The sequence below is a fragment of the Agrobacterium leguminum genome, assembly GCF_005144435.2.
Taxonomy (GTDB): domain Bacteria; phylum Pseudomonadota; class Alphaproteobacteria; order Rhizobiales; family Rhizobiaceae; genus Agrobacterium; species Agrobacterium leguminum.
On the sequence record NZ_CP120212.1, the window covers coordinates 62,179 to 74,642 of the forward strand.

At 59.7% G+C, this 12,464-nt stretch carries 14 protein-coding genes and 1 pseudogene; 11 read left to right on the forward strand and 4 right to left on the reverse strand.

What is annotated here, in order from left to right:
- Window positions 1-121: 121 nt before the first annotated feature.
- The 4 genes from CFBP4996_RS14815 to CFBP4996_RS14830 all read right to left on the reverse strand — a co-directional run bounded on the left by CFBP4996_RS14815 (window position 122) and on the right by CFBP4996_RS14830 (window position 4,402).
- Entirely contained in the window at window positions 122-1,198 is a 1,077-nt protein-coding gene (locus CFBP4996_RS14815; protein WP_003520178.1) for an ABC transporter ATP-binding protein, read from the reverse strand.
- Window positions 1,199-1,284: 86 nt separating this feature from the next.
- Window positions 1,285-2,160, reverse strand: coding sequence for a carbohydrate ABC transporter permease (locus CFBP4996_RS14820; RefSeq protein ID WP_020809242.1), 876 nt, complete (start codon window positions 2,158-2,160; stop codon window positions 1,285-1,287).
- Window positions 2,153-3,106: a carbohydrate ABC transporter permease gene (locus CFBP4996_RS14825; RefSeq protein ID WP_003520181.1), complete on the reverse strand. Its 954-nt coding sequence runs from the start codon at window positions 3,104-3,106 to the stop codon at window positions 2,153-2,155. The genes CFBP4996_RS14820 and CFBP4996_RS14825 overlap by 8 nt, the downstream gene beginning before the upstream one ends.
- Before the next feature lie 6 nt (window positions 3,107-3,112).
- The gene (locus CFBP4996_RS14830) at window positions 3,113-4,402 is read right to left on the reverse strand and encodes an ABC transporter substrate-binding protein (RefSeq protein WP_080854729.1); all 1,290 of its coding nucleotides are present in this window, start codon (window positions 4,400-4,402) and stop codon (window positions 3,113-3,115) included.
- Window positions 4,403-4,519: 117 nt separating this feature from the next.
- Here CFBP4996_RS14830 and CFBP4996_RS14835 point away from each other — a divergent pair, with 117 nt between their 5' ends.
- The 11 genes and pseudogenes from CFBP4996_RS14835 to CFBP4996_RS14885 all read left to right on the forward strand — a co-directional run bounded on the left by CFBP4996_RS14835 (window position 4,520) and on the right by CFBP4996_RS14885 (window position 12,425).
- The gene (locus tag CFBP4996_RS14835; RefSeq protein ID WP_080854728.1) at window positions 4,520-5,230 is read left to right on the forward strand and encodes a TetR/AcrR family transcriptional regulator; all 711 of its coding nucleotides are present in this window, start codon (window positions 4,520-4,522) and stop codon (window positions 5,228-5,230) included.
- A 245-nt stretch (window positions 5,231-5,475) separates the two neighbouring features.
- Window positions 5,476-6,618, forward strand: a complete 1,143-nt coding sequence (locus CFBP4996_RS14840; protein WP_162936115.1) for a Gfo/Idh/MocA family protein — start codon at window positions 5,476-5,478, stop codon at window positions 6,616-6,618.
- Between the two features lie 10 nt (window positions 6,619-6,628).
- Window positions 6,629-7,792, forward strand: a complete 1,164-nt coding sequence (locus tag CFBP4996_RS14845; protein WP_080854727.1) for a dihydrodipicolinate synthase family protein — start codon at window positions 6,629-6,631, stop codon at window positions 7,790-7,792.
- Between the two features lie 24 nt (window positions 7,793-7,816).
- Entirely contained in the window at window positions 7,817-8,638 is an 822-nt protein-coding gene (locus CFBP4996_RS14850; protein WP_080854726.1) for a sugar phosphate isomerase/epimerase family protein, read from the forward strand.
- A gap of 18 nt (window positions 8,639-8,656) precedes the next feature.
- The gene (locus tag CFBP4996_RS14855) at window positions 8,657-9,892 is read left to right on the forward strand and encodes a Gfo/Idh/MocA family protein (protein WP_080854725.1); all 1,236 of its coding nucleotides are present in this window, start codon (window positions 8,657-8,659) and stop codon (window positions 9,890-9,892) included.
- Between the two features lie 335 nt (window positions 9,893-10,227).
- Window positions 10,228-10,398, forward strand: a complete 171-nt coding sequence (locus CFBP4996_RS14860) for a hypothetical protein (protein WP_162936114.1) — start codon at window positions 10,228-10,230, stop codon at window positions 10,396-10,398.
- Window positions 10,399-10,679: 281 nt separating this feature from the next.
- Window positions 10,680-10,889 carry a cold-shock protein gene (locus CFBP4996_RS14865; RefSeq protein WP_003520191.1) on the forward strand — a complete coding sequence of 70 codons (210 nt, stop codon included), beginning with the start codon at window positions 10,680-10,682 and terminating at the stop codon, window positions 10,887-10,889.
- 50 nt (window positions 10,890-10,939) lie between these two features.
- Window positions 10,940-11,107: pseudogene (locus CFBP4996_RS14870) on the forward strand (30S ribosomal protein S21).
- Window positions 11,108-11,142: 35 nt separating this feature from the next.
- Window positions 11,143-11,358: a hypothetical protein gene (locus CFBP4996_RS14875; RefSeq protein ID WP_020809402.1), complete on the forward strand. Its 216-nt coding sequence runs from the start codon at window positions 11,143-11,145 to the stop codon at window positions 11,356-11,358.
- A gap of 96 nt (window positions 11,359-11,454) precedes the next feature.
- Window positions 11,455-11,592, forward strand: coding sequence for a hypothetical protein (locus tag CFBP4996_RS14880; RefSeq protein ID WP_020809401.1), 138 nt, complete (start codon window positions 11,455-11,457; stop codon window positions 11,590-11,592).
- A 545-nt stretch (window positions 11,593-12,137) separates the two neighbouring features.
- On the forward strand, window positions 12,138-12,425 hold the full coding sequence (locus CFBP4996_RS14885; RefSeq protein WP_080854724.1) for a hypothetical protein: 288 nt from the start codon (window positions 12,138-12,140) through the stop codon (window positions 12,423-12,425).
- Window positions 12,426-12,464: the final 39 nt, after the last annotated feature.

The following is a 12,464-nucleotide window of genomic DNA, read 5'->3' on the forward strand; positions in this document are numbered from 1 at the left end:
TCTAATCACGTTGAACAAAATCAACACGTTGCAGATCCTCGGGACAAGCCCGAGGATGACGAACGCAAGCTTTGTGGACTTCGTTAGCAGCCCTATGGTGAGACAGCTCACCCACTCGTTCTCATATCCGCCGCCCATCCGCCCCGAACAGATGCGTCTTCGAAAGATCGAACGCAAAGGGAATGGTCTCGCCGATGCGGATATGGCGTTGGCCGTCCAGCAGCACGGTAGCGGGCTGGCCGTCGGGGGTCGCGGTGTAGACCACCGTTGAGCCGCCGAGATGTTCGACGAGCTGGATGGAGGCCTCACCCAGCGAGGCGGATTGCGCCTGCGGGTTCACATGTTCCGGGCGCACGCCGAAGGTGAGCGGTTCGCCCTGTTGCGCGGCGACCGGTTTTTCCAGCACGATGCGCTGGCCGGCCACCTCGATGGTGCGGTTGGAACTGTCGCCTGAAGCCACCTTGGCGGAGAGGAAATTCATCTTCGGCGAGCCGATGAAACCGGCGACGAACTGGTTGGCCGGGTTGTTGTAGAGATCGAGCGGGCGGCCGACCTGCATGATGCGGCCGTCGCGCAGAACGACGATCTTGTCGGCCATGGTCATGGCTTCCACCTGGTCGTGCGTCACATAGATCATGGTGCTGCCGAGCGTCTGGTGCAGCTTGGCGATTTCGACGCGCATCTGCACGCGCAATTCCGCATCGAGGTTGGACAAAGGCTCGTCGAACAGGAAGATTTTCGGTTCGCGCACGATGGCGCGGCCGATGGCGACGCGCTGGCGCTGGCCGCCCGAAAGCGCCTTCGGCTTGCGCTGCAAAAGCGGGCCGATCTGCAGGATATCGGCGGCCTTCTGCACCCGCGCCTGGACTTCCGGTTTCTTGTAACCCGCCGTTTCCAGACCGAAGGCGAGGTTCTTGTAGACGCTCATATGCGGATAAAGCGCATAGGACTGGAAGACCATGGCGATGCCGCGCTTGGAAGCGGCGGTTTCATTGACCCTTTCGCCATCGATACGCAGATCGCCTTCGGAGATTTCCTCAAGCCCTGCAATCATGCGCAGAAGCGTGGATTTGCCACAGCCCGAGGGGCCGACGAAAACGGTGAACTCGCCCGGCTCGATCTTGAGATCGATGCCGTGAACGACCGGAAAGGCGCCGAACCGCTTGACGATTTTTTCGAGCGTAATGCTGCTTGCCATGCTGTTTCTCCCGACTGTCGCGCCGCATGCAGGGCGGCAGCGACAGTATTGATTGTCTTAAAATGCGTTCCCGATCCGGGTTCCGTTCAACGTTTCATTCCGGTGGTGGCGATGCCTTCGATCAGCAACCGCTGGAAGAACAGGAAGAACAGGAAGACCGGCACCAGCGACAGGTTGGACATGGCGAAAAGCGAGGTCCAGTCCGAGCTGCCGGTGGAATCCACGAAGGATCTGAGGCCAAGCTGCACGGTGTAGGTGTTGATGTCGTTCAGATAGATCAGCGGCCCGAAGAAATCGTCCCAGGTCCAGATGAAGGAAAAGATCGCGGCCGTCGCCAGAACCGGCAGCGACAAAGGCAGCATGATCTTCCAGTAGATGCGGAAGGGCGAGCAGCCGTCCATGACAGCCGCCTCGTCCAGCTCCCGCGGGATGCCGCGGAAGAACTGCACCATCAGGAAGATGAAGAAGGCGTCAGTTGCGAGGTATTTCGGCACGATCAGCGGCAGCGAGGTGTTCACCCAGCCCATTTCCAGAAACAGGATATATTGCGGGATGAGCACGACGTGATAGGGCAACATCAGGGTGCCAAGCATCAGCGCAAACCAGAAATTGCGCCCGCCGAAGCGCAGCCTTGCAAAGGCGAAGGCGGCGAGCGAACAGCCGACCACGTTGCCTATGGTGGCCAGCACCGAGATGAAGAAGGAGTTCCAGAAGAACTGTCCGAAGCTCACCTGCAGCCCGGTCCAGCCGCGAATATAACCGCCGACATCCACCGCCGAGGGAATGAGCGAGGAAGAGCCGAACAGCTCGTCCTGCGGCCGGAAGGAACCCGAGATCATCCACAGGATCGGATAGAGCATCGCGAAGGACGCGATAATCAGCGCCGTGTGGAGCATCACCGATTTCAGCGGCGAACGTTGCGGGCCCTGGCCCGGCCGGGGGGCGGTAACAGCATCAGTCATCGTAGTGCACCCAGTATTTCGCGCTGAGGAACGAGAAGGCCGTGAACAGCGAGATGATGATCACCAAAATCCAGGCAAGCGCCGAGGCATAACCCATGCGGAAGAAACCGAAGGCCTCCTGGTAGAGATAAAGCGTGTAGAACAGCGTCGAGTTGATAGGACCGCCGGTACCTTCCGAGATGATGAAGGCCGGCGTGAAGGCCTTGAAGGCGTCGATCGTCTGGATCACCGCATTGAAGAAGATCACCGGCGTCAACAGCGGCAGGGTAATGCGGAAGAACTGCCGCACCTTGCTCGCACCGTCGATTTCGGCGGCCTCATACATGTCCTGCGGGATTTGTCTCAGACCCGCGAGGAAGATGATCATCGGCGAACCGAACTGCCAGACGGACAGGATGACCAGCGTGTAGATCGAATAATCCGGATTGGAAATCCAGCTCGGCCCTTCATAACCGAAGGCCTGCCACAGGATCATGTTGACGAGACCGTCAGAGGCGAAAAGCTGGCGCCAGAGCACGGCAATCGCGACGCTCGAACCCAATAGCGACGGCAGATAGAAGATCGCCCGATAGAGCGTCAGCCCCTTGATGCCGCGGTTGAAGGCGAGCGCGACCAGCAGCGCAAAGATCAGCTTCAGCGGCACCGACAGCAGCACATAGGTAAAGGTGACCTGCATGGCCGCGGCGAATTTCGGGTCGGCCGTGGCGATGCGCACATAATTGGCCGCCCCCACCCAGTCCGGCGACTGCAACAGGTCGTAATTGGTGAAAGACAGGTAAAGCGAGGCGAGCGCGGGACCGAGGGTGAGGCCGAAAAAGCCAATCAGCCAGGGCAGCAGAAACAGGTAGGCGTGAATGTTGCGGTCGAAAATCCGCTTCACGCCGCCCCGCTTCGGGAGAGCCGCGCCACGGCTCTCCCCCACAAGAGTTTCAGATCGAAAGGCCATAAACCATCACTTCCGTTTGATAACGGTTTCGGATTCCTTGACGAGGCGGTCACCGCCCTCTTCCGGCGTGATCTTGCCGAAGCCGATTTCCTCCGCCGTGCGTTTGAGGACGAAGGCGAATTCGCCCGCGCCCGGAGGCGGCGCCGGCGGCAGATCGCCGACGCCGGGGGTAATCTCGGCGATATAGTCCACCATCGTCTTGCTGACCTCGTCGAGCTTGCTGCTCAACTGGCTACGCATGGATTCCGAGGCCGGAACGCCGCGCTCGACGCCGAGAATATCGATGCCCTGCGGTTCAGCCACAAGGAAGTTGATGAAACCGACGGCCTGCTCGATGCCGGCGCTGCCATTGGCGACGCTGATGAGCATGGAAGGTTTCAGATAATGGCCGGAAGGGCCATCCTTCGTGCTCTTCGGATAGGAGCTTATGGCAAGCTTGGACTTGTTGAGCTTCTGATAACCGACGAACTGGTTGGAATGGGCGAATGCGGTTGCCGCCTTGCCCGTCGTCAAAGGGTTCGTTTCGATGTTGAGCTGGTCGAGCGCCTGCACATCGGCCGGCACACAGGCGCCGCTCTTGCGCAGATCCGCCCACAAGGTGAACCACTTGGTCGCATCGGCAGGATCGAAGCCGATGCCGCCATCCTGCGTGTAAAGCGACTTGCCGTTCTGGCGCAGCCAGTTCTCGAAGCTCGGCTCCACGCCGCTGGCATCGGCCGTGGCATAATAGCCGGGCTTCGGCTTGTTCTTGCTGAGCTTGGCGGCGTTTTCGGCAAACTCCTCCCAGGTCTGGCCGATCGCCGGCGGCGTCGCACCGGATTTTTCCCAGGCCGCCTTGTCGAAGAAGACGGCGCTTGAATTGACGCCGAGATTGATGCCGTAAAGCTTGCCATCGACCCGGCCGGAATCGATGTTCATCTTGCCGAAATCCTCAATCTTCAGGCTCTTGCCGATATAGTCGTCCAGCGGCGCGAGCGCTCCGCGGCGGCCATATTCGAAGATATAGCGATAATCCATCTGGATCAGGTCAGGCGCATTGCGGCCCGCAACCTGCGTGGCAAGGCGCGGCCAATAATCGCTCCATCCTGCGAATTCACCGGCAATATCGAGATCCGGCTTGACCTGCTTATAGGCTGCTATCGCCTTGTTGGTGCGGTCGGCGCGCTCCTGCGAACCCCACCACAACATACGAAGGCGCGCGGCCTGGGCCTGCGCTGAACCACCTCCCAGTGTTGCAAGCGACAGGGCCGCAAGCCCTGCTGAAAGCACACCTCTCCTCTGAAGCATCATGGGCATTGGCAACTCCTCCCTATTGACTGCCAATTGATGATGAACGTAAACGACACTTGCCGTTTTATAACTAATTGGTTACATGGGAACACTGATCGCAAACATTGTCAAGCGGGTGCTGAAATGGAAGAAACGACAAAAAACCAGCCGTCCGATCCGGCCCCCGATGCGGCCATGGAGAAAACGCCGTCACCCAAGCGCAAACGCGCGACGACACAGGTGCGAAACCCGGAAAGAACGCGCGCCGCCATTCTCGAAGCCGCCCGCCGCGAGGTGGCCGCCAAGGGGCTGGCGGGGGCTCGAATCGATGTCGTCGCCCGGCGCGCCGGCACCAACAAGCGGATGATCTACCATTATTTCGGCGACAAGGATGCGCTTTATCTCGCCGTTCTGGAAGACGCCTATCGCCATATCCGCCACACCGAAAGACGACTTGACCTGGCCCGCAAGGCCCCTTCAGAGGGCTTGCGGGAGCTTGCGCTTTTCACCTGGCACTACTTCCTCGACCACCCCGAATTCCTGAGCATTCTCGCCACGGAGAACCTCAATAAAGCCCGCTATCTCAGGCAATCCCCGACGATTACGGCGATGCATTCGAACTTCATTTCCGAGCTGGAAGACGTGCTGCGGCGCGGCAGCGACGCCGGCGAATTCCGTGACGGCCTCGATCCGATCGACGTCTACCTGACCATCGCTTCGCTCGGCGCCTTTTATCTTTCGAACCGGTTCACGCTGTCGGCCATCTTCCAGCGCGACCTGACCGACCCCGCCGAGCTGGAGCGCTGGGGCCAGCATATCGTCGACACCCTGCTTGCTGCAGTGCGGCCGGTCTGAGCCGGCCAAACCGAATTCCTCTTTAACAACAGCGACGACGCGCCATTCGCATCCGCGAAGCGCGTCGTTTTCTTTTGCGGCGCGGTGGAAACACGAAAACCCAACCGTCGTCAGGTCACGAATTTTTCCTGTCAAAAACACCTTGACAGATCGCATCCTTCACGACCACAAATAACCAAATGGTTACAAATTGCCATGTTTGACGGAAGCGGCTTTCGGGAAGAAGCCGCCTTGGGAGGAAATTCATGAAACGTATCGGCGTCATCATGCACGGCATCACCGGCCGCATGGGTTACAACCAGCATCTCGTGCGCTCCGTTCTCGCCATTCGCGATCAGGGCGGCGTGCTTTTGAAGAGCGGCGAAAGGGTCATGCTCGACCCCATTCTGGTCGGCCGCAACGGCGCAAAGATCGAGGAAATCGCCAGAAAGCACAATGTCGCGCGCTGGACGACCGATATCGATGCGGCGCTGGCGAACCCTGACGATACGCTGTTCTTCGATGCCGGCACGACGCAGATGCGCGGCAGCCTGCTGGAGAAAGCCATCAAGGCCGGCAAGAACGTCTATTGCGAAAAGCCGATTTCCGACACGATGGAAGAGGCGCTGGCCATTGCGCGGCTCGCCGAAAGCGCCGGCATCAAACACGGCGTGGTGCAGGACAAGCTGTTCCTGCCCGGCCTGCGCAAGCTGGCGATGCTGCGCGACAGCGGCTTTTTCGGCAAAATCCTCTCGGTGCGCGGCGAGTTCGGTTACTGGGTTTTCGAAGGCGACTGGCAGCCGGCGCAGCGGCCTTCGTGGAATTACCGACTGAAAGATGGCGGCGGCATCATTCTCGATATGCTGTGCCACTGGCGTTATGTGCTCGACAACCTGTTCGGACCGGTGAAATCGGTGAGCTGCCTCGGCGCGACCCATATTCCGGAACGTTTCGATGAGCAGGGCAAAGCCTATAAGGCGGATGCGGACGATGCCGCTTATGCCACCTTCGAGCTGGAAGGCGGCGTGATCGCCCACATCAACTCCTCATGGGCGGTGCGGGTGCGCCGCGACGATCTCGTGACCTTTCAGGTGGACGGCACCCATGGTTCGGCGGTGGCGGGCCTGACAAAATGCTTTACCCAGCACCGCACCAACACACCGAAGCCGGTATGGAACCCCGACCAGCCGCAGACCATCGATTTCTACAAGACCTGGCAGGAAGTGCCGGACAATGTCGTCTATGACAACGGCTTCAAGGCGCAATGGGAAATGTTCGTGCGCCACCTCGTCGACAACGACCCGTGGCCCTATGGCCTCATGGAAGGCGTGAAGGGCGTGCAGCTTGCCGAGCTTGGACTGAAATCCTGGAAGGAACGCCGCTGGCTCGACGTTCCCGCCCTTTCCTGAGGAGGCGACGGTGAGCGAACTCAAGCTTCCGAAGGACGACCGCAGCATCGAGGTCTACAAATTATCCGGCACGCCGGTCACGGTTGAGAAACGAAGTGCCGCGGATTTCAACCGCGTCGCCTTCGCCGCCGCCCATGTGGTGGCCGATCCCCTTGCCGATAACGACCCATGGCTCACGCCCGCCATCGACTGGGACGCCACCTTACGTTTCCGTCACCGCCTTTGGGACCTCGGCCTCGGTGTCGCCGAGGCGATGGATACGGCGCAGCGCGGCATGGGGCTGGCGTGGCCGCAGGCGCAGGAACTGATTTCCCGTTCGCTGAAAGAGGCGACCAGCCGCAAGGATGCGCTGATTGCCTGCGGCGTTGGCACCGACCATCTGAATGGCGGCGGTTACGACCTGAACCAGATTGTCGACTCTTATCTCGAACAGCTTGATTTTGTTCAGAGAGAAGGCGGGCGCGTAATCCTGATGGCAAGCCGCGCGCTGGCCGCTGCCGCCCGCTCGCCGGATGATTATCTCAAGGCTTATGCCAGAGTTTTATCCCATGCCGACCAGAAAGTGGTGATTCACTGGCTGGGCGAAATGTTCGACCCCGCTCTTGAGGGTTACTGGGGGGCTGCCGACCATATGGCGGCGATGGAAACCTGCCTTGCCATGATCGAAGAAAATGCCGACAGGATCGACGGCATCAAGATTTCGCTTCTCTCCAAGGAAAAGGAAATCGTCATGCGCCGCCGCCTGCCCGCAGGCGTGCGCATGTATACCGGTGACGATTTCAACTATGCCGAACTGATCGCCGGTGACGAGAAGGGCCATTCGGATGCGCTGCTCGGCATTTTCGACGCCATAGCGCCGGCGGCTTCGAAAGCGCTGGCCTGCCTGAAGCGCGGCGCGGACAACGAGTTCTTCGATATTCTGGAGCCGACGGTGGCGCTCTCGCGCCATATCTTCAAGGCCCCGACCCGCTTCTACAAGACCGGCGTGGTGTTCCTCGCCTATCTCAACGGGTTGCAGGACCATTTCACCATGGTCGGCGGGCAGGAAAGCACCCGTTCCACCCAGCATTTCGCCGAGCTTTTCCGGCTTGCGGACAAGGCCAATGTGCTCGCCGAACCTGATCTGGCGACGCATCGCATGAAGGCGTTTCTGGCCGTCCGTGGCATCGGGTGAAGCAAAATAAGGGGAGATACCGAGATGAGCATTGAAGGCCTTTCCATTAATTTCGCCACCGTGCGGCAGGGCGGCGATTTCGGCGCAATCGTCGATGCCTGCCTTGCCCATGGCATCACCGCCATCTCGCCCTGGCGCGAGCAGGTCCATGGCGTTGGCCTTGCTGAAGCCGCCCGCATTGTCGAACGGAACGGGCTGCGCCTCAGCGGCCATTGCCGGGGCGGCTTCTTCCCTGCGCCCAATGCCGAAGGCCGCCGCCTCGCCATCGAGGACAATAAACGCGCCGTCGATGAGGCAGCCGCCATGAAGGCCGATTGCCTTGTGCTGGTCGTGGGCGGCCTGCCCGCCGGCTCACGCGATCTGAAAGGCGCCCGGCAGATGGTGGAGGACGGCATGGCCGAGCTTCTTCCCTATGCGCGGGCTGCCGGCGTGCCGCTCGCCATCGAGCCGCTGCACCCCTTCTATGCCGCCGACCGCGCCTGCTTCAACACGCTGAAACAGTCGCTCGATCTCTGCGACAGGCTGGGGTCTGGAACCGGTGTCGCCATCGATGTCTATCATGTCTGGTGGGACCCGGAACTGGAGGAACAGGTGGCGCGTGCGGGCAGAAACGGGCAAATTCTCGCCCACCATATTTGCGACTGGCTGGTGCCGACCACCGATCCGCTCAACGATCGCGGCATGATGGGCGACGGCGTGATTGACCTGAAGGCATTTCGCGCCATGATCGAGGCTGCCGGCTTCCACGGCCCGCAGGAAGTGGAAATCTTTTCGCATCGCTGGCAGGCGCGCCCGATGGACGAGGTCCTCGCCACCGTGGTCGAGCGTTTCAAGACTGTTTGTTGATTATCCGGGAGAGAGACGATGCCTGAAAAGGTGAAACGCAAACGCTATGCGCTGGTCGGCACCGGCAATCGCGGCACCACCATGTGGGGCCGCGAATTGCTGGCCGGCTGGAGCGACTATGTCGAACTGGTCGGCATTTGCGACCTGAACCTGATGCGCGCCGAACGCGCCCGCGCCATGATGGGATCGAACGCGCCGCTTTACGACGATTTCGACCGGATGATGGAGGAGCAGCGACCCGAACTGGTGATCGTCTGCACACCTGACGACACCCATGACGACATCATCATCCGGGCGCTCGAAGGCGGGGCCGATGTCATCAGCGAAAAGCCCATGACCACCACCCCGGAAAAGATCGACCGCATTCGCGCGGCGGAGGCCAAAAGCGGCCGCCGGGTCGACGTTTCCTTTAACTATCGCTTCTCTCCCACCGCCGCCCGCATCAAGGAGCTGATCGACGAAGGCGCCATCGGCACCGTCACTTCGGTCGATTTCCACTGGTATCTCGATAACCAGCACGGCGCGGATTATTTCCGCCGTTGGCACGCCTTCACCGAGCATTCCGGCAGCCTGTTCGTGCACAAGGCCACGCACCATTTCGATCTGCTGAACTGGTATCTCGATTCCGATCCCGTGGAGGTGAAGGGCTTTGGGCAATTGCTGCATTATGGCAAGAACGGCCCGTTCCGCGGAACGCGCTGTCGCACCTGTCCGCACAAAAGCGAGTGCGATTATTTCATGGATCTCGGCGCCGATCCTTTTCTCGATGCGCTTTATGAAGACCCTTCGGCGGTGGACGGTTATGTGCGCGATGCCTGCGTCTTCCGCGAGGAGATCGATATTCCCGACACGATGAGCGCCTCGATCCGTTATGCCAGCGGCGTGCAGGTCTCCTATTCGCTCAACACCTATATGCCGATCGAGGGCCACCACATTGCCTTCAACGGCCATAAGGGCCGCATCGAGATGCGCCAGTATGAAAAGCAGCCCTGGACGGAACCGCCGGCCGATGAAATCCTGCTGGTGAAAAGCTTCGGCGGCGGTGTCGAGCATATCTGGGTGCCGCATGAGCCGGGCGGCCATTATGGCGGCGACAACCGCATGCGCGACATGATCTTCAAGCCCGGCTACAACGACCGGCTGCGGCAGCGGGCGGGTTCGCGCGCCGGCGCCATGTCCGTTCTGACAGGCGTGGCGGCGCTGAAAAGCGCCCGTGAAGGCGGCACGGCGGCGGTGAAATCGCTGCCGGTTTAACCGCCTTCGTCTGCGGCCCATCGGCAGCTGGGCCGCAGACGGCAATTGCCAAAAAAGAACGGACGATATTCCGCAGATTACGCGCTTCTTCCATGCCGGTAAAATGGTCGCCGGGGGAAGAAAGAGTGAGTCATGTCCAGTTTTGAATCCTTCGTTCCGCTCATCATTATCGGCGTCAGCCTCGTCGTATTCTTCAAATGGGTCGGGCGAGATATGAACCGGGAAGAGAAAAAGCCGCGTTCCCGCCGCTGACGGCGGAAAAGCGCGCCCGCGCTGCGTGGAAACGGAACCCGCGCCTTTTCCCCTGCGTTTTCCTTTTAAAAGGAGGACGCGACATGACGAAGAAAACGAAGCCGAAAACAGTCGACAAAGGGCCTTCCAGCCCGAACGACATTCCTCCCGCCGGCCCGCACGCCAAACCGTCCCTCACCGACTATGACAAGACGCCGGGCACAGGCAGCCTGCCGGATGACGGTGCGAAAGACGTGTCTCCCGGCGGAGGTTGATGCGCGCGAGACCAAAGGCCGCGCCAGATCGGGCGCACGTTTGGGTCAGCGGGAAATAGCGCCGTGAACCAGATACTTAGCCGATGAGCCGCCGCTCGCCGGCGCTTTTTCCTTCAGGGCCCATTGCAAAATCAAAAATTGCGCCTATATTTTCCTCATCGACCATTGCTTGTGACGTCGTTCTGGAACGCTGTGTTCCCCGTCGGATTTCCTCTCAAATAATCGATCTTATCCCGCAAGGTATCGCGGGAACCACAACGATTCTACGAAAGGAAATCGTTATGAACACTGGTACTGTAAAGTGGTTCAACGCCACCAAGGGCTTCGGCTTCATTCAGCCTGACAATGGCGGCGCGGACGTTTTCGTTCACATTTCCGCTGTTGAGCGCGCTGGCATGCGTTCGCTGAACGACGGCCAGAAGATCAGCTACGAGATCGTCCAGGACCGTCGGTCCGGCAAAAGCTCGGCTGATAACCTTCAGGCAGCTTGATATTCGTCATTTGATCCCGCAGACCACGGATGTACTGGCTGCCGGTTAGAATGATTGTGAGAGGTCGGGTCAAAGCCCGGCCTTTTGTTTTTGGGCCAGGGAAAAAGCGCGTCCGCGAAGAAGCCTAAGCCATGCGCCACCGCCGCAAGAGGGCAAAGAAGAAAATTCAGCGCGAAGGGCTGCTGCCTGTCCCCAAAAAGGTTACCCACCCCCGCTAGCCGTCCGATACCGCTCTTCCATAAAGGAGAATGCCATGGCCGCGTCAAAGGAAACTTTTTTCAAACCCGGCAAACTATCCGCACAGGACAGGGCGTCATTGACGGATAACGCCGCAAAGCAGATCATAAACGCCGAGGCCGACCAGCGCGCCCGCAAAACGGAACGCCTTCGGCAGCTTCGCGAAGCACAGGAAGCGACGATTATCGCCGACGCGCCGGTTTCCGCAAAAAAACGATCCGGCAAGAACTGACTGGCCGGATTTCCAGCATCGCCCGGTCGAACGGGTCTTGAACGGGTTGTCTCATAGCCGCTCGAGGCCGCATCAATCCAACAGGAGGAGGACACCATGGCCAAGGGTCAATTGCGCAGCAACAAGGAAATCCGCAAACCGAAGAAGGACAAGACGAAAGCACCTGCCGCGCCGCCCGCCGGTTCGCAGGTCAAGTTCGCAAACGCCACGACAGCGGATGCCAAAAAGAAATAAGCGTCGTGCGGGCCGGCATGTCATGGCGAATAAAAGCACCGCCATGGATACCGGACTTGTTTTGGCCACATTGCCCATTTAGACAGCTCACATGGCAACTGCTGGTGAGCGCGAATGAAATCGACGTTCGCAGTTGTTTTAGTCGCTTCAGACTTTTGACCACGGATGTATTGGCACGGGTGTTGAGAGCGATATGAGGAAGGTCGGTGCAATATGCCCCGGCCTTTTTTGTTGCCTGCGGCAGCGGCTGCCGCATCTTCCGCCGTCACCAGCGGAATTAACTTGCCTATTCCCCTTAATCAGCGCAGGCTTTTTCATCGGTAATTAAAGGGCGTTGCCGCCGTCAGGCCTGTTGCACCCCCAGCCCTGTCCCGCCTGTACCCGGCGGGAACGATCCGGAATTCACGCGACACGCATGACGGCATGGGCCGGAAACGGTTTCCCTGACGTCGCCCGCGTTTCAAGGCGTTGAAGCGTCCCCGCACCGCCTCTGGACGGTAGCGCGACGCTCCGGCTTTTTGACCTCCACAGGAAAGGAGGACGTCATGTCTTCCGCATATGAAAATTGCATCATCACATCGCAGGACCTGAAAATGCTCCAGTCAGTGCTGGAAGGTCTCGGTTATGACAGCCACACCATGGATGACGAAGTCATTCTCTACAACAGTGCCGCCCGCAAGGTGATCCAACTCTTTCAGGATGGCTTGACCGACCCTGCCGATATTTCGGAGGAAATGCTGTTCCTGTTCGGCGTTCACAAACATGAACGCGTAAAACCGTGGAAACCGCTGCCGCGTTACGCCATTCAGGGCCTGCCGCCCCTCTACCGGTGATGGACTTGCCGCCCTTTTCGTGGCGGTCTTCAAAATCAC